The 22,377-nt window shown below is 63.6% G+C and carries 18 protein-coding genes; 6 read left to right on the top strand and 12 right to left on the bottom strand.

The features are described from left to right. Positions 1-177: 177 nt before the first annotated feature. Positions 178-1,251, bottom strand: a complete 1,074-nt coding sequence (locus tag AA098_RS06645) for an AI-2E family transporter (protein ID WP_003252442.1) — start codon at positions 1,249-1,251, stop codon at positions 178-180. Positions 1,252-1,263: 12 nt separating this feature from the next. Beyond that, complete coding sequence (locus tag AA098_RS06640; protein ID WP_064613948.1) at positions 1,264-2,331, bottom strand: DUF2066 domain-containing protein; 1,068 nt, start codon at positions 2,329-2,331, stop codon at positions 1,264-1,266. A gap of 320 nt (positions 2,332-2,651) precedes the next feature. On the opposite strand from AA098_RS06640, the gene purM reads away from it, so the two are divergent. The 4 genes from purM (at position 2,652) to AA098_RS06620 (ending at position 5,465) form a co-directional block, all read left to right on the top strand. Beyond that, entirely contained in the window at positions 2,652-3,710 is a 1,059-nt protein-coding gene (gene purM, locus AA098_RS06635; RefSeq protein ID WP_003252437.1) for a phosphoribosylformylglycinamidine cyclo-ligase, read from the top strand. Then, the gene (purN, locus tag AA098_RS06630) at positions 3,710-4,363 is read left to right on the top strand and encodes a phosphoribosylglycinamide formyltransferase (protein ID WP_003252434.1); all 654 of its coding nucleotides are present in this window, start codon (positions 3,710-3,712) and stop codon (positions 4,361-4,363) included. The genes purM and purN overlap by 1 nt, the downstream gene beginning before the upstream one ends. Before the next feature lie 8 nt (positions 4,364-4,371). After that, entirely contained in the window at positions 4,372-5,082 is a 711-nt protein-coding gene (locus AA098_RS06625; RefSeq protein ID WP_003252432.1) for a DUF3108 domain-containing protein, read from the top strand. A gap of 200 nt (positions 5,083-5,282) precedes the next feature. Further along, positions 5,283-5,465: a hypothetical protein gene (locus AA098_RS06620; protein WP_003252431.1), complete on the top strand. Its 183-nt coding sequence runs from the start codon at positions 5,283-5,285 to the stop codon at positions 5,463-5,465. A gap of 100 nt (positions 5,466-5,565) precedes the next feature. Here AA098_RS06620 and AA098_RS06615 read toward each other — a convergent pair whose 3' ends face one another. The 10 genes from AA098_RS06615 to AA098_RS06570 form a co-directional block, all read right to left on the bottom strand. After that, the gene (locus tag AA098_RS06615) at positions 5,566-7,824 is read right to left on the bottom strand and encodes a GMC oxidoreductase (protein ID WP_064613947.1); all 2,259 of its coding nucleotides are present in this window, start codon (positions 7,822-7,824) and stop codon (positions 5,566-5,568) included. Continuing rightward, entirely contained in the window at positions 7,821-8,312 is a 492-nt protein-coding gene (locus tag AA098_RS06610) for a hypothetical protein (protein ID WP_003252427.1), read from the bottom strand. Before AA098_RS06610 ends, AA098_RS06615 begins: the two co-directional genes overlap by 4 nt. 4 nt (positions 8,313-8,316) lie before the next feature. Further along, complete coding sequence (locus AA098_RS06605; protein WP_054888941.1) at positions 8,317-9,657, bottom strand: hypothetical protein; 1,341 nt, start codon at positions 9,655-9,657, stop codon at positions 8,317-8,319. 310 nt (positions 9,658-9,967) lie between these two features. Beyond that, complete coding sequence (locus AA098_RS06600) at positions 9,968-10,507, bottom strand: DUF2058 domain-containing protein (protein WP_003252424.1); 540 nt, start codon at positions 10,505-10,507, stop codon at positions 9,968-9,970. A 26-nt stretch (positions 10,508-10,533) separates the two neighbouring features. After that, positions 10,534-11,367 carry a nucleoside triphosphate pyrophosphohydrolase gene (gene mazG / locus AA098_RS06595; protein ID WP_003252422.1) on the bottom strand — a complete coding sequence of 278 codons (834 nt, stop codon included), beginning with the start codon at positions 11,365-11,367 and terminating at the stop codon, positions 10,534-10,536. Positions 11,368-11,493: 126 nt separating this feature from the next. Further along, the gene (gene relA / locus AA098_RS06590) at positions 11,494-13,734 is read right to left on the bottom strand and encodes a GTP diphosphokinase (protein ID WP_003252420.1); all 2,241 of its coding nucleotides are present in this window, start codon (positions 13,732-13,734) and stop codon (positions 11,494-11,496) included. Between the two features lie 96 nt (positions 13,735-13,830). Continuing rightward, complete coding sequence (rlmD, locus tag AA098_RS06585; protein WP_064613946.1) at positions 13,831-15,189, bottom strand: 23S rRNA (uracil(1939)-C(5))-methyltransferase RlmD; 1,359 nt, start codon at positions 15,187-15,189, stop codon at positions 13,831-13,833. After that, positions 15,190-16,089: a cysteine synthase CysM gene (cysM, locus tag AA098_RS06580; RefSeq protein ID WP_003252416.1), complete on the bottom strand. Its 900-nt coding sequence runs from the start codon at positions 16,087-16,089 to the stop codon at positions 15,190-15,192. It lies immediately after the preceding gene. Between the two features lie 141 nt (positions 16,090-16,230). Continuing rightward, positions 16,231-17,622 carry a cell wall metabolism sensor histidine kinase WalK gene (locus AA098_RS06575; RefSeq protein WP_064613945.1) on the bottom strand — a complete coding sequence of 464 codons (1,392 nt, stop codon included), beginning with the start codon at positions 17,620-17,622 and terminating at the stop codon, positions 16,231-16,233. 3 nt (positions 17,623-17,625) lie between these two features. Then, positions 17,626-18,345: a response regulator transcription factor gene (locus AA098_RS06570; RefSeq protein ID WP_064613944.1), complete on the bottom strand. Its 720-nt coding sequence runs from the start codon at positions 18,343-18,345 to the stop codon at positions 17,626-17,628. 193 nt (positions 18,346-18,538) lie between these two features. On the opposite strand from AA098_RS06570, the gene AA098_RS06565 reads away from it, so the two are divergent. Both AA098_RS06565 and AA098_RS06560 read left to right on the top strand, forming a co-directional pair. Further along, positions 18,539-21,292 (top strand): response regulator, encoded by a 2,754-nt coding sequence (locus tag AA098_RS06565; protein WP_004575337.1) that lies wholly within the window; start codon positions 18,539-18,541, stop codon positions 21,290-21,292. A 76-nt stretch (positions 21,293-21,368) separates the two neighbouring features. Next, a complete protein-coding gene (locus AA098_RS06560) occupies positions 21,369-22,358 on the top strand; it encodes a 2-hydroxyacid dehydrogenase (protein WP_004575338.1) in 990 nt (329 codons plus the stop codon). Positions 22,359-22,377 lie beyond the last annotated feature (19 nt).

The raw sequence follows: 22,377 nt of genomic DNA, 5'->3' as shown, positions 1-22,377 counted from the left end.
CGCAACGCGGGGCGCACAATCTCGACTGCAGATAGGGCAAGCAAAATCAACAAGTTGCGCTGCACAAGCGAACGACGGATGCAGGACAAACCGTGCTCAGCGCCCGCGAGATCGGGCGCCGCGAGGCGGCGCTCAATTTCGCGGGCGCGAAACAGCTCAAGACGAAACACAGGGTGTTCAAAGCTCCGGGTCGATGTTCCCGGCGTACATATCCGATTCCTTGTACAGGGCATGCACATGCCGCAGCAGCACCATGATCACCGCCGCCACCGGCAGCGCCAGCAGCACACCGGTGAAGCCGAACAGTTCACCCCCGGCGAGGATGGCAAAGATTACTGCAACCGGGTGCAGGCCGATGCGATCGCCCACCAGCAGAGGGGTCAGCACCATACCCTCCAGCGCCTGCCCGACCATGAACACCGCAACGATGCCCAGCATCGGATACAGGTCGCCACCGAACTGGAACAGGCCAGCCACCAGCGCGGCACCAATGCCAATGATGAAGCCCATGTACGGCACGATGGCCGCAAGGCCTGCAAGCATGCCGATCAGCAGACCGAGTTCGAGCCCCACCAGCATCAGGCCGGCTGAATAGATGACGCCCAGGGCCAGCATCACCATCAGTTGCCCGCGCACGAATGCCCCCAGCACTTCATGGCATTCACCTGCCAGGCCCATCACTTGTGGCTCGCGCTGGCGCGGCAGCAGGCCGCGCAGCTTGCCCATCATCAAGTCCCAATCGCGCAGCAGATAGAAGCCCACTACCGGAATCAGCACCATGTTGGCCAACCAGCCCACCAACGCCAGGCTTGAGGCGGTGGCCTGGGACAGCAGCATGCCGACGATATCGGTGGTCTGCCCCATGTGCGCGCCGATGGCGGCCTTGATCTTGTCGAACTTCCAGAAACCATCGGCCAGGCCAAGGCGGCCCTGTACCCACGGCAGCGCGACATGCTCAAGCCAGTCGAGCATCTGCGGCGCCAACTCGTACAGGCGCACCAACTGCTTGGCCAGCATCGGCACAAGCACCAGCAACAACGCCAACAGCAACAGGGTGAACAGGCCGAACACCACCACCACACCCCAGGTACGCGAAAGCCCCAGGCGCTCGAGACGATCGACCAGCGGGTCGGCCAGGTAGGCCAGCATGATGCCGACCAGGAACGGCGTAAGAATATTGTGCAGGCTATAAAGCAGCACAGCGATCAGCAGTGCAGCGCCCAGCCAGATCCAGCGACGCATGTCAGTCACGGTAAGCGCCCCTTACCAGCGGAAACGCAAGCCGTCGAACGGCTTGGGTGCTGGCTGCGCAGGCGCGGGCTGCCCGGCTGCGGCGTCCACTGCCGGTGCTGGCATGGCCGGCACCGCCGGTGCCTGCTCGACCGGCACTTCCTGCAGCTTGGCCAGGCCAAGCTGGGCACGTAGCTGTTCACGATTGCCCGTAACCCCGTAGGTCAGGGTAGTGCCTTCAGCCGCCTGCAAGCGTGGGCCATAGGGCTCCAGCACGCGGGCCAGCTCAGCATAGCGCTGCAGGTTCATGCCCTGCACTTGCACCTGCAACTGGCTGCTGGCACCCGGCCGGGTAACGTAGCGCGGCGCCAGGCGGCTGCTTACCGCCATCATCACCGCGTCAGCCAAGGCGGCCTGGTCGGCGCCCTCGGCAGTGCCCTGCTCACGCTGGTCGCCCAGCCACAGCTGCCACTTGCCCTGCCACTTGCCGTCGGCTTCCTGGGCATGTACCGCCAGCAAAGCATCGGCGCCGTAGCGCTCGGAAGCTTCGCGCAGCGGCGCCGGATCGTTGCCTTCGATCTGCTTGGCATTGGCGACCAGCTGCTCCTGCAAGTCGGCCAGCGGCAAGCGCAACGGCAGACCACGGTGCTGGGCGGCGCGACGCAGGGGTTGGGCACTGGCCTGGCCATCACCGACCAGGTTGCTGCCCTCAACGGTGTCGTTCAACCACCACCCCAGTATCGAGGGCCGGTTACTGCCCCACAAAGCCAGGCCAGCCTTGCGCAAAGCCCGCTCGGTGCTACCGGGGTCGAACTCGACCACGACCGACTCAGGCGGGCCGGCTTCGCTGCCCACCTGGTTGATGATCTGCTGTGGGTCCTTGCGCAGCTCGGCCAATGCAGGGCTCTGCACGGCCTTTGGGTCACCGGTCAGACGCTGCACCAACGTGTCCAGGGCTTTGACTGTGGCCGCGGTACGGGCTTCGGCGCCCGGCCCGGTGACCGGCTCGCGCACCTGATAAAGGCCGGAGACATTTTCAGCCAGGGCCGTGGCCGAGATCAGGGCCAGGCAACCGGCTGCCATAATATTGAACAAACGCATGGAGGATTCCTGTCCAGTCGAGCTTCAAGCCGTAAGCTTCAAGCTGCAAGAAAAAGCAGGCCGAGCGCCAGGCTGCATTGTCGTGCAGCCGCAAGCTCGTTGCTTGCAGCTTATACACATGCAACCGCATCAACCACCCTCCCGCTTTTTTCAACAATTACCGCCCTGCCCGTCGGCCTGAGGATGGCCGCTGCCCGGCAACCCTGATAAAATCGCGCGCCTTCACAGACCACTGACGTTTCAGACCGCCGCCGCTTATCAGCCGGCCTTGGCCGTCATGGTCGTTTTTAAGAATCCCTCCCTCCTAAAGGCCTGGATCAATGAGCAAGCAACCCTCCCTGAGCTACAAGGACGCCGGTGTAGACATCGACGCCGGCGAAGCACTGGTCGAACGCATCAAGGGCGTGGCAAAACGCACCGCACGCCCTGAAGTCATGGGTGGCCTGGGCGGCTTCGGCGCCCTCTGCGAGATCCCGGCCGGCTACAAACAGCCGGTGCTGGTCTCCGGCACCGACGGCGTCGGCACCAAGCTGCGCCTGGCGCTGAACCTGAACAAGCACGACAGCATCGGCCAGGACCTGGTCGCCATGTGCGTCAACGACCTGGTCGTCTGCGGCGCCGAGCCGCTGTTCTTCCTCGACTACTACGCCACTGGCAAGCTGAACGTTGACGTAGCCGCCACCGTGGTCACCGGCATCGGCGCCGGTTGCGAACTGGCCGGCTGCTCGCTGGTCGGTGGTGAAACCGCCGAAATGCCTGGCATGTACGAAGGCGAAGACTACGACCTGGCCGGTTTCTGCGTAGGCGTGGTGGAAAAGGCCGAAATCATCGACGGCTCCAAGGTTGCCACCGGTGATGCGCTGATCGCCCTGCCGTCCTCGGGCCCGCACTCCAACGGCTACTCGCTGATCCGCAAGATCCTCGAAGTGTCGGCTACCGACATCGAGAACACCCAGCTGGACGGCAAGCCGCTGACCGACCTGCTGATGGCGCCGACCCGCATCTACGTCAAACCGCTGCTGCAGCTGATCAAAAACACCGGCGCCGTCAAGGCCATGGCCCACATCACCGGCGGCGGCCTGCTGGACAACATCCCGCGCGTACTGCCGAAAAACGCCCAGGCCGTGGTTGACGTGGCCAGCTGGCAGCGCCCGGCGGTGTTCGACTTCCTGCAGGAAAAAGGCAACGTCGACGAGCACGAAATGCACCGCGTACTGAACTGCGGCGTGGGCATGGTCATCTGCGTGGCCCAGGACCAGGTCGAAGCCGCCCTGAACGAACTGCGCGCCGCCGGTGAGCAACCGTGGGTAATCGGCCACATCGCCGAAGCCGCCGAAGGCGCTGCCCAGGTCGAGCTGCAGAACCTCAAGGCACACTGATGCCGAGCAAGACCTGCAATGTAGTGGTACTGCTGTCGGGCTCCGGCAGCAACCTGCAAGCCCTGATCGACAGCTGCCAAGGGCAGGACAGCCCGGTGCGTATCCGCGCGGTGGTTTCCAACCGCGCCGATGCCTACGGCCTGCAACGCGCCGCAGCGGCCGGCATCGACAGCGTCGTGCTCGACCACACCCAGTTCGACGGCCGTGAAGCCTTCGATGCCGCGCTGATGGCGCGCATCGACGGCTTTGCCCCGGACCTGGTCGTGCTGGCCGGTTTCATGCGCATCCTCAGTGGCGACTTCGTGCGCCACTATCAGGGCCGCCTGCTCAACATCCACCCGTCGCTGCTGCCCAAGTACAAGGGCCTGCATACGCATCGCCGGGCATTGGAAGCTGGCGACGCCGAGCATGGCTGCAGCGTACACTTCGTGACTGAGGAACTCGATGGCGGCCCACTGGTCGTACAGGCTGTGGTACCGGTGGCGTCTGATGACACCGTCGAAAGCCTGGCACAGCGGGTACACCATCAGGAACACCTGATCTACCCACTGGCGGTGCGCTGGTTCGCTGAAGGGCGCTTGCGTCTCGGCGAACACGGTGCATTACTGGACGGCCAGCCACTGGCAGCCAGCGGTCACTTGATTCGATCCTAGGAGAATTTATGCGTCGCGCCCTGCTCTTGGCTCTCGCCGTGCTCGCCCTGCCCCTCCAGGCAGCTGATCTGAAGCCCTTCTCGGCCAGCTACACCGCCGACTGGAAGCAGCTGCCCATGAGCGGCACCGCCGAGCGCAGCCTGGTCAAAAATGCCAACGGTACCTGGGACCTTAACTTCAAGGCTTCCATGATGATCGCCAGCTTGACCGAGCAAAGCACCCTGCGCCTGGACAACGACACCCTGCTGCCGCAGAAGTACCACTTCGAGCGTGGCGGCCTGGGCAAGGCCAAGAAGGTCGACCTGAACTTCGACTGGAGCAGCAAGAAGATCACCGGCAGCGACCGTGGCGATGCCGTCAGCCTGCCACTGAACCGCGGCGTTCTGGACAAGTCGTCCTACCAGTTGGCCCTGCAGCACGACGTAGCCGCGGGCAAGAAGAGCATGACCTACCAGGTGGTGGACGGCGACGAGATCGACACCTACGACTTCCGCGTGCTGGGCACCGAAAAGGTCACCACCAAGACCGGCCAGGTCGATGCCGTGAAGGTCGAGCGCGTGCGCGATCCCAGCCAGAGCAAGCGCATCACCGAGCTGTGGTTCGCCAAGAACTGGGACTACCTGCTGGTGCAACTGCGCCAGGTAGAGACCGATGGCAAGGAGTACGTGATCGTGCTGCAGGATGGCACGGTCGATGGCAAGCCGGTGAAGGGCAACTGATCGCGCCACTGCCTGCAATACCTGAAGCCCCGCCCAGTGCGGGGCTTTTCTTTGCTGCGAAGAAGCCCCCCAGGCAGCATCCCTTCGAGCTTCATGAAACTTGTTTCATGCCTGTTTTACTTACTTAGTCTGCTAACAAACTCTATAAAGAAGACGTGCGACACACTGTCGCAGCCATCTTGAAGAAGTGGAGTTTACCGATGACTGTCCAAGTAACCGAACGCGACGAATCGAGAATGTCCCACGAAGGCCTGGCCGCTGGCGTGCGGATCTGGGATGTGTACCAGCAAGGCCAACTGGTGGGCATGTTCCATAACGAACACGAAGCACACCAATACCGCGTTGAGCTTGAAGACCTGGAAAACCAGCGCGCCACACAATGACCCTGCGCACTGCGACAACCCCCTGACTCACCTGGGCTCAGAGAGCAACCCCACAATACTGCGACATTGCCGGCGTATTGTGGGGTTGCCATGACAGGGCCTACACCGCCCCGAAACGCACCTCTACCGACAGGCTGCCCAGGTTATCGCTCAGGCCAGCCCCGTAACGCCCGTCCAGGTCGTCATTGATGCACAGCTGCAGCTCACCTTGCTGGCCACGCGGCAATTGCACCTGGTTGCCGACCAGGAACGGCGCACCGCTGTTGCCGATACGCCCGATCAACGCCCCTTCCGGTTGACCAGGCAAGGCATAGCCGGGCTTGGCGATCAACCTTGGGTTGCCCGCCGCGCCAACCATGCCGGTGGCCGGGTTCGCCGTCCACTGCCCGCCCGTGCATACCGCCAACTGCCAGCTCTGCCCATTGACCTGCATGCCCGTGCCCTGCCATGCCTGGTTGGCCTGCACCTGCACGGTGCGCTTGAGCAGGTCGCTGGCCACCACGTCGGCGGCCTGGAACGTCAACGCGGTGATGGTCAAGGTCGGGTTGGCGGTGCCGGTAGTGGGGAACACGCCGTCGCCGACCAGGAACAGGTTGGGGTGGTCCCAGCTGCGCTGGTCCTTGTCCACCACCGACGTGGTGCGGTCCGAGCCCATGCGGTAGGTGCCCATCAGGTGGCCAGCGCCGTAGAACGGGTAGTTCTGGCCGTCGTACTCAAACACCGTTTGCGAGCCGGGCTCAAGCTTAGGGTTCAGGTCGGTCAGCTCGGTAGCGCCCATCAGTTCGGTGATGATGTGCGTGGCGGCCAGGCGCGCCTGCTTGAAACCCTCCTTGGTGTAGTCGGACAGTTCGTAGGTGATCTGCGGCCGAGGCAGGCCCAAGCCGTCGGCGAACTCCGTACTCCTCTCCACCCGGCACAGCGCATTATCGGGGTCTTTCTCCACCTGCTCGATCAAGAAGCCCAGACGGAACTGGCGGGTCAGCACGCTGTTGAGCTGCTGCACCAGCGCCTGGCCGGACAACGCCAGCTTGCTGGGGTTAGCGCCGCCGTGGTTGGTGCCGTCGATGAAATCGCAGACCGAGGTGTAGGGGTCATTCACCGACCAGTTCCAGCCCTCGTTGCCGATTTCGATACGCCAGGCGGCACGCTGGCTGCGGAACGGGCCATCGCGCATGTCCTCAATCCCCGAGGTGGACAACGGCCCACGGAACGGGAACAGCGGCTTGCCTTCGGGCATCAGCCCCCAGGCCAGGTACACCGGGTGGTCAGCCAACGCCTGGCCGACCTGGCCGCTGCTGTTGGCGACCCCTTTAGGGCTGTTCGGGCCGATGGAGTTGAGCAGCAACTTCGGCGTTTCGATCGCGTGGGTGGCGATTACGTAGCGTTTGCCCTGGGCCGTGCCGTTCTGGCGCGTACCATTGTTCTGGTACTGGATGAAATCGATGCCCGTGACCCCATTGGCATCGACCTGCACCTGGCTCGCCACGGTCTGGTAAAGGATGCGCACGTTGCCGGTATCCAGTGCCTTGGCCATGGTCACGGTGGCGTCGTACTTGGCCTGGATCGGGCAGATCGGCGTGCAGCTGGTATTGCCAGCGCACACCCGACGGCCGTTATCATTCTGCGAGTTGCGCCCGGCCGGCGTCTGCCGGACGTTGAGGGTGACACCTGGGTACGGCTTGCCGTCAGGCCCCTTCTCCGGGCTTTGGTACACGGTGCCCGTGACGTGCTTGCCCAGGCCCTGGTCAACCAGCGACGGCGGGATGCCATGCATGCTGTATTTGTAGCCCTGCGGGAAGGTCACGCCCAGGTAAGTCTGCGAGGCGACATCCGCGGACACGCCCATCTCTTCCTCGGCGCGGCAGTAGGCAGTCTGCAGGTCGTCGTAACTGAGCGGCCAGTCGACCCCGACGTTGTACGCAGTGCGCATGCGAAAGTCGTTGGGCAACAGGCGCAGGGCCGTGCCCATCCAGTGCCACATGGTGCCGCCGCCTACCCGCTCGTAGGTGCTGGCGAACAGGTGCGGCCCCTTCTGCACCAGGTAGCTTTTCTGCGCCTTGTTCGGGTCTTGGCTACCCGCGGTGATCAGGTCCTGGATGGTCGCCCGTGGCGCGAACTGCGTGGCCGGGGTCTGCTCGCTCTGCTCAGGTGGGTACGGCGACTCGGGCGCTTTGAGCACCGCGGTGTAGAAGCGCTCCAGGTACTCGCTGCGATTGGGCGGAATGGCCGGGCCCGATTCGAGCACCAGCACTTTCAACCCGGCCAGGCCCAACTGGTAGGCCATGACACTGCCGGCCATGCCGGCGCCCACCACGATCACATCGGCAGTTTCGATGTTCTGGGTTTGTACATTGCTCATGGCTGCTGCCCTTCCTTGGCGTCGACACCGGTGAATTGCTTGAGGGTCGGTGGCTGTTCACCCCAGTACCCGAAGTGGAACTGGCTGTAGCCCATAGGGTGAGATTGGGCGATCTTCCACGCCCAGCTCTCCTTGTAGGCCTGGTCGGAGACCACACGCGTGTCACCCGTGCGGGCGTTGCCCAGGTCGTAGGGTTGGTACCAACTGCCGAGCAGCCACAGCTTCATGATCGAGCGGGCGCCCTGGGCGATTTGCGGGTTCGCGTTAGCGAGCACGGCACTGGCGATTTGCGCGGGCGGCTGGCTCTGAATGCTGGCGTACAGCTCCAGCAGGCTGCTGAACGCCTCAAGGCCCATGCCTTGCTGGGCGGTGGCGAAGAACACCGGCGGCAGGTTGATCGGGTCGACGGAAGGCGCCAGCAGCTTGGCCGACAGGCCAGTGAGCACGGCGGACAAGCCGATGAAGTTTTGCAGGTTCTGGTCGCTCATGGCATCACTCCTTGGCGCCGGTGGATTGGGCACGTTCAAGCAGGAAAGTGAAATCGGCGAAGCTGGTGCGTGGCGACTGGGTCACGCGGGTGGTCGCGTTGTTGTGGCACTCCATGCAGCTGGACGAGGCCTGCGGGGTGGTGCCCTGGTTGTAGGTCTCCAGGGTGGCGTTGGCCAGGAAGTTCGGCGCAGGCGTACCTAGCGGGTTGGTCGGCGACGGCACCTGGCAGTCATCGGCCGGGGCGGTGGGCCACTGGGTGCTGATCAGGTGGTAGTTGGCCCACACCGTGCCCTTGAGCGCGCCTTGCCACTGCGCGTTGAGCTGTTGGGTGGCGGCGGTGACGGGAATTTCACGCACGATCTGCGAGGGGATGGCCTTCTTCGACGGGTCCCATGGTTGCGCGGGCGGCTCGTTCACCGGGCGGTTGCTGGCCTGGGCGTCGTAGAACAGGTAGGGCCCCTTGCGCTCGTTCATTGGCGTGGTCTTTTCCGGCACGTTGCGCACGTGTTCGAACGTCGACCATACCCACTGTGGTGCGCCTTCGGTCTTGTGCACGATGTGCAGGCCTACCAGCCCGACCTTCTGCGCATTGCACGATTCGGGGATCACCGCCCCCTTGTTCGGGTCGGCGTTGCCGGGGGTGTAGACCAGCGCGTCGACGGCGTGGAACTCCTGCGGGTTGTCGCTGCCATCGAGCACTTTCCAGGCCGACTTGACCATGATCGCGCCGACCTGCTGGGCCTTTTGCGAACCGCAGGCGAAAGCGATGCGGTTGTCGGCCTTGCTCAGGAACGCTTGCTGGCCTTCCTTGCTGTACAGGCCATTGTTGACGATGTCATCGAACATTGGCTGGTTGACCATGATCGCGTTGCGCGTGTAGGTGCCGCTTTGGTCGACCAGCGGGCCGGTCTTGAACGGCTGGATGAACTCATCGAGCACCCCGGCGACCTTGCCCATCTGTTGCAGCACCGGCAAGTCACCCTTGCCTTCACAGGCCGCGGGCACGGGCGCCTGCTGGTCCCAGGCGACGGGCTTCTGCCCCTTGGGCAGGAAAATCTCGTAGCTTTCTTTCCACGACTCCCACACGGTCTTGCCGGGCGCGCCGATCTTCGCCGAGGTGTTGGCACTGCCGTCGGCGTTGGCGGGCCAGTTCAGGGCGACGAAGGTTTGCCACGACAGCACGTCGAAATCGTGTTGCAGGTTGTCCAGGGTGAAGGGGGGATTGGCGGTGACATCGAAGGGAATCGCAGGTGACAGCACCGGCGGGCTGGCCGCATCGGCCATGGCGAACGCACTGGTGAAGCTCGCACCCAGGCACGCCAACCGTTTCAGGGTTATTTTCATTGTCGTCTCCTCAGCAGATAAAGCGTCGGGACGACGAGGCGTACTGGCCCTTCCTGGACCGAATGTTCAGCGCTATCCCTGACGCTAAGCTGGAGGCTAGCCGTTGTGCCGGAACCCTAAGAAATGTCCGACGAACGGAGGGAACCAAGACGATAGTACAAGTGACTAACCGCGCCGGTTCGGTGAGCGGCGAACCCTTTCGCGACGCAAGGCCAGCGTCTTCTTGAGAACGCGCGTGTCGCGAAAGGGCCGCAGAGCGGCCCTGCGATCTTGAATGAACCGCATTAACGCCAAGGCGAGGTTTTCGTGTTTACCACATCAGATCATCAGGGATCTTGTAAGCCGCGTACGGGTCGTCTTCGTCCGTTTCCTCGACATGGCTGTTGAGCAGCAGAATACGGCCAGGGTCGCGCTCCTGGATCTTCAAGGCGGCCTCACGGGGGATAACCTCGTAACCACCGGCATGGGCTACCACGGCCAGCGCGCCGTTGCTCAGCTTGGTGCGCATCAGGGCGTTGACGGCAATGCGCTTGACCTTCTTGTCGTCGACGAAGTTGTAGTAATCCTCGGTGCTCAGTTTGGGCAGGCGAGTGGCCTCGATCAGTTGCTTGACCTGCGCGGCACGGGCCTTCTGCTCGGCCTTTTCCTGCTGCTGGCGGTTCAGTTCCTGGTCACGCCGGGCTTTTTCAGCCATGGCTTCCTTGGCCATGCGCTGCTGGCTGTCGTCGACTTCGACCTGGCCTTTGTGCTCCATGCGCTTCTGTTTCTTTTCAGCTTTGTTGGTCTGCGAGACCTGTTTCTGGTTGACCAGACCGGCTTTGAGCAATTGGTCGCGAAGGGAAAGGCTCATGAATATTCACTCACTTATGCAACAGCTCAGCCGCAGCTGGGCAGGTTCTTTTCCTGACGTTTGGCTTCCCCCCAAAGGGCATCCAGCTCGTCAAGGTCACAATCTTCAATGGGGCGGCCACTGTCGCGCAATGCCTGTTCGATAAAACGGAAACGTCGTTCGAACTTGCGATTGGCGCGGCGTAGCGCATGCTCTGGGTCTTGCTTGAGGTGGCGGGCCAGGTTGACCGCAGCAAACAGCAAGTCGCCGACTTCATCTTCCAGCGCATCGGCGTCGCCGTCGGCCATGGCCTGCAGCACTTCATCCAGCTCTTCGCGGACCTTGTCCAGCACCGGCAACGCCGCCGGCCAGTCGAAACCGACCGTGGCCGCACGTTTTTGCAGTTTGGCTGCCCGCGACAGCGCCGGCAAGGTTGCCGGCACGTCATCAAGCAGCGACAGCTGTTCGGGCTGGCTCTTCTCCGCGCGCTCTTCGGCCTTGATTTCTTCCCAGCGCGACTTGACCTGGGCTTCGCTCAGGCTGGGCGTGTCCACCGGCGCGTACAGCTCGCCAGTCGGAAAAACGTGCGGGTGGCGGCGGATGAGCTTGCGGGTGATGCTGTCGACCACACCATCGAACTCGAAACGCCCTTCTTCGCGGGCCAGCTGGCTGTAGTAGACCACCTGGAACAGCAAATCGCCCAGCTCGCCTTGCAAGTGCTCGAAATCGCCGCGCTCAATGGTGTCAGCGACCTCGTAGGCCTCTTCGATAGTGTGTGGGACGATGCTGGCGTAGTTCTGCTTCAGGTCCCACGGGCAGCCGTACTGCGGGTCGCGTAGGCGGGCCATGAGATGCAGCAGGTCGTCAAGGGTGTAGGTCATTCAATCAGGTCCTTTCAGTGGCGCCTTCTTCGCGGGTAAACCCGCTCCCACAGGATGGGTGCAGCTTTCGAAATCTGCACCTTACCTGTAGGGAGCGGGTTTACCCGCGAAGCAGACGCCCCGGTCTCAAGGGGTACGATTACGCCGCGTCTCGATGATGTTCGGCAACTGCGAGATCCGCCCCAGCAGGCGCCCCAGCGCGTCCAGGCCTGGAATCTCGATGGTCAGCGACATCAGCGCGGTGTTGTCTTCCTTGTTCGAACGGGTATTCACCGCCAGCACGTTGATCTTCTCGTTCAGCAGCACCTGCGACACATCGCGCAGCAGGCCCGGGCGATCGTAGGCACGGATGACGATGTCGACCGGGTAGGTCTGCACCGGGATCGGCCCCCAGCTCACCTGGATCATGCGCTCTGGCTCCTTGCCCGCCAGCTGCAGTACCGAGGCGCAGTCCTGGCGATGAATGCTCACGCCACGGCCCTGGGTGATGTAACCGACAATGGCATCGCCCGGTAGCGGCTGGCAGCAGCCGGCCATCTGTGTCAGCAGGTTGCCGACACCCTGGATCTGAATGTCGCCACGCTTGCCGGTACGCGGCCCGGTAGGCTTGCGCGGCACCAGCTCGATCTGCTCGATACGCTCAGGCTCCAGCAACTGCTGGGCAGCGTTGACCAGATGAGCCAGGCGCAGGTCGCCAGCACCGAGCGAGGCAAACATGTCCTCGGCGGTCTTGACGTTGGTCTTCTCGGCCAGGCGCTCGAAATCAACCTGCGGCAGGCCCAGACGACTGAGTTCGCGCTCAAGCAAGGTCTTGCCGGCAGCAACGTTCTGGTCGCGGGCCTGCAATTTGAACCAGTGGACGATCTTGGCCCGCGCCCGTGAGGTGGTCACGTAGCCCAGGTTGGAGTTCAACCAGTCACGGCTAGGGTTGCCGTGCTTGCTGGTGATGATCTCCACCTGCTCGCCAGTCTGCAGGCTGTAGTTCAGCGGCACGATACGGCCGTTGATCTTCGCGCCGCGGCAGTTGTGGCCGATCTCGGTGTGCACGCGGTAGGCAAAGTCCAATGGCGTGGCGCCTTTGGGCAGGTCGATGGCGTGGCCGTCGGGGGTGAACACATAAACCCGGTCAGGCTCGATGTCGACCCGCAACTGCTCGGCCAGGCCACCGATGTCGCCCAGCTCTTCGTGCCATTCCAGCACCTGGCGCAACCAGGAAATCTTTTCTTCGTAGTGGTTGGAGCTGGGCTTGACGTCGGTGCCCTTGTAGCGCCAGTGGGCGCATACCCCAAGTTCGGCCTCTTCGTGCATGCCGTGGGTGCGGATCTGCACCTCCAGCACCTTGCCCTCGGGGCCGATTACCGCAGTGTGCAACGAGCGGTAGCCGTTCTCCTTGGGGTTGGCGATGTAGTCGTCGAACTCCTTGGGAATATGCCGCCACAAGGTGTGCACGATGCCCAGCGCGGTGTAGCAGTCGCGGATTTCCGGCACCAGCACGCGCACCGCACGCACGTCGTAGATCTGGCTGAACTCCAGGCCTTTGCGCTGCATCTTGCGCCAGATCGAATAGATATGTTTCGCCCGACCGCTGATGTCGGCATTTACGCCAGTGGCGAGCAACTCGTTCTGCAACTGGTTCATCACGTCGCTGATGAAGCGCTCGCGGTCCAGTCGCCGCTCATGCAACAGCTTGGCGATCTGCTTGTACTGGTCGGGCTCCAGGTAGCGGAAGGACAGGTCTTCCAGCTCCCACTTGATGTGACCGATACCCAGGCGGTGCGCGAGCGGCGCGTAGATGTCGAACACTTCACGCGCGACACGCAGGCGTTTCTCGTCATCGGCGGACTTGACCGCCCGTATTGCGCACGTGCGTTCGGCCAGCTTGATCAGCGCCACGCGCACGTCGTCAACCATGGCCACCAGCATCTTGCGCAGGTTCTCGACCTGCGCCTGCGAGCCCAGCACCAGCGACTGTCGTGGGCTGAGGCTGGCACTGATGGCGGCCATGCGCAGCACGCCGTCGATCAGCTTGGACACCACCGGGCCAAAACGCTGGCTGACCTCGGCAAGGGTGACCTTGCCCTCGCGCACCGAGCGGTAGATGACCGCAGCCACCAGAGAGTCCTGGTCGAGCTTGAGGTCAGCAAGAATTTCGGCGATTTCCAGGCCTGCCTGGAAGCTGGACGTACCATCCGCCCAGGAATGCTTGGCCGGGTTGCCCTTTTTCTCTACCTCAAGAGCAAACTCGCAGGCTTCTTTCAGCGCTGCGCGATCCAGTGCCGAATCGACGCTTACCACATGGTCCAACCATGCTTCGAGATTGATACTGCCGTCGGTGTTGACCGGCTGGTGCACTCTCACCTGTACCATCTTTGTTTTACCTTTCCATGCAGCACACCATACGGGTGTGCTGGCGATCACCGTGCGGCCGCCATTCCGTGGCAACCGCACCAAGGGGCCAGTCAGCTAGCCCGCTTCGAATAACGCCATGGCCTCGACATGCGCCGTCTGAGGAAACATGTCGAGAATCCCGGCCCTTTTTAACCGGTACCCCTGGCCGACCAGCACTTGGGCGTCTCTCGCCAGCGTGGCCGGGTTGCACGATACGTAGACCAGCCTTCTGGCCTTGAGGCGGGCGATGCCTTGCACCACCTCGAAAGCACCGTCGCGCGGTGGATCCAAGAGTACCGCAGAAAAGCCCTCGGCGGCCCATCCGGTGCCTGCCAAAGGCTGCGATAAATCGGCCTGAAAAAACCGTGCGTTATGCACATTGTTGTTCCGGGCATTGGCCGCGGCACGATCGACCATGGCCTGTACACCTTCCACTGCCACCACCTCACGCGCCTGGCGGGCCAGCGGCAGGGCAAAGTTGCCCAGACCGCAGAACAAGTCCAGCACACGCTCGTCGGCTTGTGGCGCGAGCCAGGCCAGGGCCTGCTCGATCATCGCCGTATTGACCTGGGCATTCACCTGCACGAAATCGCCCGGGCGCCAGGCCAGCTCCAGCTGCCAAGGTGCCAGGGCAAACCCCAACCGTGCCGCTGGGTCCACGGGCGCCGGCTCACCTTCGCCTTGCAGCCATAGCTGAGCGTTGGCCTGCTCGCAGAACGCTTGCAGCCTGGCCTGGTCCTCGGCCGGCAACGGCGCGACGTGGCGCACCAGAACCGCCTCGGCGGTGCCACTGAACAGCTCTACATGGCCCAGCGCCTGCGGCTTGCTCAACGAACGCAGCACCGTCGGCAAGTGGCGCAAAATGGACTGCAAGGGTTGTACCAGCACTGCACAATCGTCGATGGCAATGATGTCCTGGCTGGCTTCGGCGCGGAAACCCACCTCCAGCTGACGCGCCTTGACGTCCCAACGCACGGCCACACGGGCGCGGCGCCGGTAGCCGAATTCCGGCCCGCTCAGGGGGGCAGCCCACGCCTCGGGTTGCACGCCGGCCACCCGCTGCAACTGCTCGGCGAGGGTGCGCTGCTTCAGCGCCAGTTGCGCGTCGTGCGGCAGGTGCTGCAGGTTGCAGCCACCGCAGCGGTCGTAGTAGCGACATGGCGCCTCACGGCGCTCGGGCGCGGCCTGCAGCAACCGCTCCAGGCGTGCCTCGACCACTTTGCCACGGGCGTTGAGCACCCGCGCCTCCACGGCCTCACCGGCCAAGGCGCCGCTGACGAACCAGGTACGCCCGTCGAGGAAGGCAATGCCACGGCCGTCACCGGCCAGGCGCTCGATGTCCAGGCGCTGCTTCTTGCCCACTGGGACCTGGAGGGTGCGATTGCCGCCGGCCGGCTGGAAGCGCAGGCCGCTGTTGCTTTTTTTCTTGGACATTTAGCGTGGATCAAACAGGCCAGTGGACAGATAACGGTCGCCGCGGTCGCAAATGATCGCAACCATGACCGCATTTTCCACTTCGCGGGACAGGCGCAACATGGCCGCGACCGCACCACCAGAAGACACGCCGCAGAAAATGCCCTCTTCACGCGCAAGGCGACGGGTGGTGTCTTCGGCTTCCTGCTGCGACATGTCGACCACGCGGTCGACGCGAGTAGCATCGAAGATTTTCGGCAGGTATTCCTCGGGCCAGCGGCGAATGCCCGGAATAGCCGAGCCCTCCATCGGTTGCAGGCCGATGATCTGCACCGCGGGGTTCTGTTCCTTGAGGTACTGCGAGCAGCCCATGATGGTACCGGTGGTCCCCATGGAGCTGACGAAATGGGTAATGGTGCCCTGGGTCTGCTGCCAGATCTCCGGGCCGGTGCTGTTGTAGTGGGCGATCGGGTTGTCGCCGTTGGCGAACTGGTCGAGCACCAGGCCACGGCCTTCGGCCTGCAGCTTCTCGGCCAGGTCACGGGCGCCTTCCATCCCCTCCTCCTTGGTCACCAGGATCAGCTCGGCGCCATAGGCCGTCATGGCGGCCTTGCGCTCGGCGGTGGAGTTGTCGGGCATGATCAGGATCATCTTGTAGCCCTTGATCGCCGCCGCCATCGCCAGGGCGATGCCGGTGTTGCCGGAGGTGGCTTCGATCAGGGTATCGCCTGGCTTGATCTGGCCGCGCAGTTCGGCGCGAGCGATCATCGACAGTGCCGGGCGGTCTTTCACCGAGCCGGCAGGATTGTTACCTTCGAGCTTGAGCAGGAGGGTATTGCTGGTTTCGCCAGCGATGCGCTGCAGGCGAACCAGTGGCGTATTGCCGACGCAATCGGCGATGGTTGGGTACTGCACGGTCATGGCGTATTTCGCAATCCGGACGGCGGGGGTGCCTATCATACCGGCAAACCCTTCGCGGCCATATCACGCAATCTGTAGTGCATATAGCTACAAGCTATAACGGTGTGACATGTGCTGGCCTCTTCGCGGGTAAACCCGCTCCTACGGGGATTCGCTAGCCTGCAGGAGCGGGTTTACCCGCGAAGCGGCCGGCACATGCAACGGCAACCTCATCCACAAGCGCAACCCGCGTTTGCCATTCTGCGCCCACAAGGTGCCGCCCTGGCGCTGGATGGCACTGCGGGCGATGCTCAGCCCCAGGCCGAAGCCACCATCCCCGGGCCGCGAACCGTCCAACCGCGAGAACGGCGCGAAGATCCGTTCCAGGTCTTCTTCAGCGACCCCGCCACCCTCATCCTCAAGCCACAACCACCAATAGCTGCCCTCACGCTGCCCACCCAACCGCACCACACCCTCGGCCGGCGAGTGGCGAATGGCATTGCGCAAGATGTTCTCCAGCGCCTGAGCCAGGTGGTTGAGGTTGCCCTGCACCCAGCAGTCGGCCGGTACTTCGCAGCGCAGTTGCGCAGGCGACCAGCCGCTCTCGTAGCTGGCATTTTCGGCCAGCAACTCCCACAAGGCGTGGACCTCGATCGGCTCAAGGTTCATCGGCGCACGCTCGGCGTCCTGCCAGGCCAGTTGCAGGGTGTCTTCGACCAGTTGCTGCATGCAGTCCACTTCACGGATCAGGCGATCACGCAGACGCTGCAGGTCGGTTTCACCATCGCAGGCCACCCGCAGCCGGCTCAGCGGCGTGCGCATTTCGTGGGACAGGTCGCGCAGCAACTGCTGCTGCATAGCCACCGTGCCTTGCAGTCGCTCGGCCATCTGGTCAAAGGCACGCGCCAGTTCGCCCAATTCGTCATGCCGGGCGATGGTGCGCGAGTCCAGGCGGGCTGACAGCTGATCGGCCCGCCAGGCATTGGCCTGCTCGCGAAGTTGGTTCAGCGGCACGATCAGCATGCGGTACAGGCCTACACACAACAGCAAGGTGAACAGCCCCGGGATGATGCCGTTGGTGACAATGCGCCACAGCAAGCGGTGCTGGCCCGGATTGAAGCGCTGCGGCAGTTCGATCACCAGCATGCCCTGCTCCGGCGCCCCCGGGAACGGTATGCGCACCCACGGCTGGTCGACACTGCGCCGACTCATCGGCCAATCGACACCGCGCAGGCGTGTCAGACGCTGCATGATCTGTGGGTTGAGTGTGGCGCTGTCGAGCGGGCGCAGATTGATGTCGAGCACGCCGACCCAGCCCCGTTCGCGCTGATGCATGGCCGCCACCCACTGGTCCAGCCCTTCCCGCCCGCCGCTGCGCCAGGCCAGCTCAGCTTCGGCGGCATAACCCCGCAGGGTCTGCCGTGCCGACTCCGAGAGGAAGGCATTCTGGGTTTCCATGTGTCGGCCCCAGGTATAACTGAGGCCGATCATCAGCAGGCAGAAGCCCACCAGCAAGATGGTCAGCTTCCAGAACAGCGAATGGCGGTCGAGCATGGTTCACTCCGCCTCGCTGGCACTGAGCACGTAACCCTTGCCCCACACGGTGCGGATCTGCCGTTCGTGATAACCGATGCCCTTGAGCTTGCGACGGATCTGGCTGACGTGCATGTCCAGGCTGCGGTCATGCCGTGAATAGCCGCGCCGCAACACGTGCTGGTACAGGAACGGCTTGCTGAGGACTTCGTCGAGGTTGCGGTTGAGGATGTCCAGCAGGCGGTATTCGCTGGGGGTCAGACCTGCCAGACGGCTATTCAGGCGCACGTCACACAGCCCCTCATCGAACTGCAGCTCGCCGCAGCCGGCTTGCTCCAGCGGGCCCTGATGCCGCCGCTCCAGGGCCACGCGGCGCAGAATCGCCTCGATGCGCACCTGCAACTCGGCCATGCTGAATGGCTTGGGCAGGTAATCGTCGGCGCCGCGCTGAAAGCCGCTGATACGATCCGCCTCGGCCCCCAGCGCCGACATCATGATTACCGGTGTAGCGCTGTGCCTGCGCAACTGCGCCAAGGCGTCCAGCCCATCAAGCCCGGGCAGCAGGATGTCCATGAGCACAACATCGAAAGCCTGGCGGCCAGCCGTTTCCAGACCCTCCAGGCCATTGCGGCACCAGGTGACCTGGCAGCCGCCACGCTGCAGCTCTTCCTGCAGATAGGCGCCAAGCACCGGGTCGTCCTCGATGGCAAGGATGTGGGTGTTGTAAATAGATACAGGATTCATTGGCAACTGCCATGCATTCTCAATTGCGTGATTATTGAGCATTCGCCACCTGCCAGGCAACCGCACTGCGACCAATGCCCCGGCAACGGCGCATAACACGTACTAAAGAGATGCAATGGTGCGGCAGGCGGAGTAACTTCGCGGCTTGGCCGTTACCACTTGACGGCATCCAGGCACATCAGAGGAGGCGAGTGTGCTCGATCGCTTGGGAATCCGCAGCCGGGTACTGCTGCTGGCACTGCTACCGGCCGGCTTGATGGCCCTGGTGCTGGGTAGCTATTTCACCTGGCTGCAACAGAACGACCTGCGCACCCAGCTGCTGCAGCGCGGCAAGATGATCGCCGAACAACTGGCGCCCCTGGCCGCACCGGCCATGGCCCGGCTCGCGCCTGCGCAACTGGAGCGAATTGCCGCACAAACCCTGGAGCAGGCCGATGTGCGCGCAGTGGCGTTTCTGGCCCCGGACCGCACGCGCCTGGCCCACGCCGGCCCGAGCATGCTCAACCTGCCGCCCAGCGGCGGTACCGGCACCCAACTCCTGCAGCGCAGTGGCAACGACGCCACCCGCTACCTGATGCCCGTGTTCGGCCACCACCGCGACCTGGCCACCGACGCCGTGCCGGCCGAAGCCGAGCGCCTGCTGGGCTGGGTAGAGATCGAGCTGTCGCACGACGGCACGCTGCTGCGCGGCTACCGCAACCTGTTTACCAGCCTGTTGCTGATCCTCGCCTGCCTGGCACTCAGCGGCCTGTTGGCGCTGCGCATGAGCCGCACCATCAACGACCCCATCGAACGCATCAAGCACGCGGTCAATCAGCTCAAGGACGGCCACCTCGAAGAACGCCTGCCGACCATGGGCAGCCATGAGCTGGACGAACTGGCCCACGGCATCAACCGCATGGCCGAAACCCTGCAAAACGCTCACGAAGAACTGCAACACAGCATCGACCAGGCCACCGAAGACGTGCGCCAGAACCTGGAAACCATCGAAATCCAGAACATCGAGCTGGACATGGCGCGCAAAGAGGCACTTGAGGCCAGCCGCATCAAGTCGGAGTTCCTGGCCAACATGAGCCACGAAATCCGCACCCCGCTCAATGGCATCCTCGGCTTTACCCACCTGCTGCAAAAAAGCGAGATGACACCGCGCCAGCTCGACTACCTGAACACCATCGAGAAGTCTGCTGACAACCTGCTGGGAATCATCAACGAGATCCTCGATTTCTCCAAGATCGAAGCCGGCAAGCTGGTGCTCGACAGCATACCGTTCAACCTGCGGGACCTGATCCAGGACACCCTGACCATCCTCGCTCCGGCCGCCCACGCCAAGCAGCTGGAATTGCTGAGCCTGATCTACCGCGACACGCCTGCTTCGCTGGTGGGCGACCCGTTGCGGCTCAAGCAGATCCTCACCAACCTGGTCAGCAACGCCATCAAGTTCACCCGCGAAGGCACCATCGTCGTGCGCGCCATGCTGGAAGACGAGCACGAAGACTGCGCGCAGTTGCGCATCAGCGTACAGGACACCGGCATCGGCCTGTCACCACAGGATGTGCGCACACTGTTCCAGGCCTTCAGCCAGGCTGACAACTCACTGGCTCGCCAGCCCGGTGGCACCGGTCTGGGGCTGGTGATTTCCAAGCGCCTGATCGAACAGATGGGCGGCGAGATCGGTGTCGACAGTACCCCGGGCGAAGGTTCGCAGTTCTGGATCAGCCTCAACCTGCCCAAGGCTCATGACGATGCCGAAGCGCTGCCACCGCAGCCATTGCTGGGCCGCCGTGCCGCCATTGTCGATGGCCACGAACTGGCGCGCCAGGCACTGGAGCACCAGCTGGAAGACTGCGGCCTCAGCGTGAGCCTGTTCGCCTCCTACGACCAGTTGCTGCAGGGGGTGCAGGCCGCCAGCCAGGCCGGCCTGCCCTTCGAGTTCGCGGTGCTCGGGGCCAACCTGGGTAACCTGTCGCCCGAGCAACTGGGCCATTATCATCAGCAGCTCGAGCGTTACCACTGCCAATGCGTGGTGCTGTGCCCGACCACCGAGCAGGCGCTGTACCACCCGTACCTGCCCAACGGCCATGGCCAGTTGCTGTCCAAGCCGACCTGCACCCGCAAGCTGCGTCGCCTCTTGCTGGAGCTGGTACAACCTCGCCGTCCGCTGGCCGAAGGGAGCAACGCCAACGGCCAGCGACGCCCGAAAATACTCTGCGTCGACGACAATGCCGCCAACCTGCTGCTGGTAAAAACCCTGCTCGAAGACTTGGGTGCCGAGGTACTGGCCGTCAACAATGGTTATGCGGCGGTACAGGCCGTGCAGGAGGAGTTGTTCGACCTGGTGCTGATGGATGTGCAGATGCCCGGCATGGACGGCCGCGCCTGTACTGAACAGATCCGCCTGTGGGAAAACACCCAGAGCGGCAACCCGCTGCCAATCGTCGCCCTCACTGCCCATGCCATGGCCAATGAAAAGCGGGCGTTATTGCACAGCGGCATGGACGACTACCTGACCAAACCCATCAGCGAACGGCAACTGGCCCAGGTGGTGATGAAGTGGACCGGCCTGAGCCTGGGCACACCGCAGCAGGCGCAGGCCGAGCTACTGACCAATGGCGACGAACTGAAGGTACTCGACCCCGAAGAGGGCCTGCGCCTGGCCGCTGGCAAGGCAGATCTGGCCGCTGACATGCTGAGCATGCTGCTGGCCTCCCTGGATACGGACCGCGAAGCCATACGCGCCGCCCGCGAAGCCGACGACCGCAATGGCCTGATCGAGCAAGTACACCGTCTGAACGGGGCCTCACGCTATTGTGGCGTACCGCAGTTACGGGCAGCGTGCCAACGCAGCGAGACCTTGCTGAAGCAGGACAATCCGCAGGCGCAGCAGGCCCTGGATGAACTGGACAGCGCGATCAGCCGGCTGTCGGCACAGGCCAGATTGAGCGCTTGAGTGGCTCTGGGCCACGCTGGGTATGCCTTGACAGGCAGCGACCCAACCAAGACATGCATTGCAAAGGAGTTCCACCATGCGCGCCCTGTTGTTCAGCAGCCAGCACTACGATCAGGAAAGCTTCACCAAGGCTGTCAGCGGCACCACCCTGGAGCTGCATTTCCAGCCGGCCCGCCTGACCCTCGACACCGCCGCCCTGGCAGAGGGCTTTGAGGTGGTCTGCGCCTTCATCAATGACGAACTCGACGCGCCGGTGCTGCAGCGCCTGGCCGCTGCGGGCACGCGGTTGATCGCCCTGCGCTCGGCCGGCTACAACCACGTCGACCTGGCCGCCGCCCAGCGCTTGGGCCTGGCCGTGGTGCGGGTGCCGGCCTACTCGCCACACGCCGTTGCCGAGCACGCCGTGGCGCTCATCCTGGCACTCAACCGGCGCCTGCATCGGGCCTACAACCGCACCCGCGAAGGTGACTTCACCCTGCACGGGCTGACCGGCTTCGACCTGCACGGCAAAACCGTCGGGGTGGTCGGTACCGGCCAGATCGGGGCCGCCTTCGCTCGCATCATGGCCGGTTTCGGCTGCCAGCTGCTGGCGTACGACCCCTACCCCAACCCAGAGCTGCTGGCCCTTGGCGCCCGCTACATGCCCCTGCCCGAGCTGTTGCGCGAAGCCCGCATCATCAGCCTGCACTGCCCGCTGACCGAGCACACTCGCCACCTGGTCAACGCGCAAAGCCTGGCCCAGTTGCAGCCCGGCGCCATGCTGATCAACACCGGTCGCGGTGCGCTGGTCGACACCCCGGCGCTGATCGACGCACTGAAAAGCGGCCAGCTTGGCTACCTGGGCCTGGACGTCTACGAGGAAGAAGCCCAACTGTTCTTCGAAGACCGCTCCGACCTGCCCTTGCAAGACGATGTGCTGGCTCGGCTGCTGACCTTCCCCAACGTGATCATCACCGCTCACCAGGCTTTCCTCACCCGCGAGGCGCTGGATGCCATTGCCGCGACCACACTGGACAACATCAACCGCTGGGCGGCAGGCAATCCACAGAACCTGGTGATGGGTTAATGCTAGGATACGCGGCATT

Source organism: Pseudomonas sp. JY-Q (assembly GCF_001655295.1).
GTDB classification, from domain to species: Bacteria; Pseudomonadota; Gammaproteobacteria; order Pseudomonadales; family Pseudomonadaceae; genus Aquipseudomonas; species Aquipseudomonas alloputida.
Note: the sequence above shows the minus strand (reverse complement) of the source record. Positions and strands in the feature narration are given on the sequence as shown.

Excerpts from the sequence above, each read along its gene's own strand:
- AA098_RS06640 (WP_064613948.1), bottom strand. The coding sequence starts at position 2,331 with ATGCGTTTGTTCAATATTATGGCAGCCGGTTGCCTGGCCCTGATCTCG.
- purM (WP_003252437.1), top strand. The coding sequence starts at position 2,652 with ATGAGCAAGCAACCCTCCCTGAGCTACAAGGACGCCGGTGTAGACATC.
- purN (WP_003252434.1), top strand. The coding sequence starts at position 3,710 with ATGCCGAGCAAGACCTGCAATGTAGTGGTACTGCTGTCGGGCTCCGGC.
- AA098_RS06625 (WP_003252432.1), top strand. The coding sequence starts at position 4,372 with ATGCGTCGCGCCCTGCTCTTGGCTCTCGCCGTGCTCGCCCTGCCCCTC.
- AA098_RS06620 (WP_003252431.1), top strand. The coding sequence starts at position 5,283 with ATGACTGTCCAAGTAACCGAACGCGACGAATCGAGAATGTCCCACGAA.
- AA098_RS06615 (WP_064613947.1), bottom strand. The coding sequence starts at position 7,824 with ATGAGCAATGTACAAACCCAGAACATCGAAACTGCCGATGTGATCGTG.
- AA098_RS06610 (WP_003252427.1), bottom strand. The coding sequence starts at position 8,312 with ATGAGCGACCAGAACCTGCAAAACTTCATCGGCTTGTCCGCCGTGCTC.
- AA098_RS06605 (WP_054888941.1), bottom strand. The coding sequence starts at position 9,657 with ATGAAAATAACCCTGAAACGGTTGGCGTGCCTGGGTGCGAGCTTCACC.
- AA098_RS06600 (WP_003252424.1), bottom strand. The coding sequence starts at position 10,507 with ATGAGCCTTTCCCTTCGCGACCAATTGCTCAAAGCCGGTCTGGTCAAC.
- mazG (WP_003252422.1), bottom strand. The coding sequence starts at position 11,367 with ATGACCTACACCCTTGACGACCTGCTGCATCTCATGGCCCGCCTACGC.
- relA (WP_003252420.1), bottom strand. The coding sequence starts at position 13,734 with ATGGTACAGGTGAGAGTGCACCAGCCGGTCAACACCGACGGCAGTATC.
- rlmD (WP_064613946.1), bottom strand. The coding sequence starts at position 15,189 with ATGTCCAAGAAAAAAAGCAACAGCGGCCTGCGCTTCCAGCCGGCCGGC.
- cysM (WP_003252416.1), bottom strand. The coding sequence starts at position 16,089 with ATGACCGTGCAGTACCCAACCATCGCCGATTGCGTCGGCAATACGCCA.
- AA098_RS06575 (WP_064613945.1), bottom strand. The coding sequence starts at position 17,622 with ATGCTCGACCGCCATTCGCTGTTCTGGAAGCTGACCATCTTGCTGGTG.
- AA098_RS06570 (WP_064613944.1), bottom strand. The coding sequence starts at position 18,345 with ATGAATCCTGTATCTATTTACAACACCCACATCCTTGCCATCGAGGAC.
- AA098_RS06560 (WP_004575338.1), top strand. The coding sequence starts at position 21,369 with ATGCGCGCCCTGTTGTTCAGCAGCCAGCACTACGATCAGGAAAGCTTC.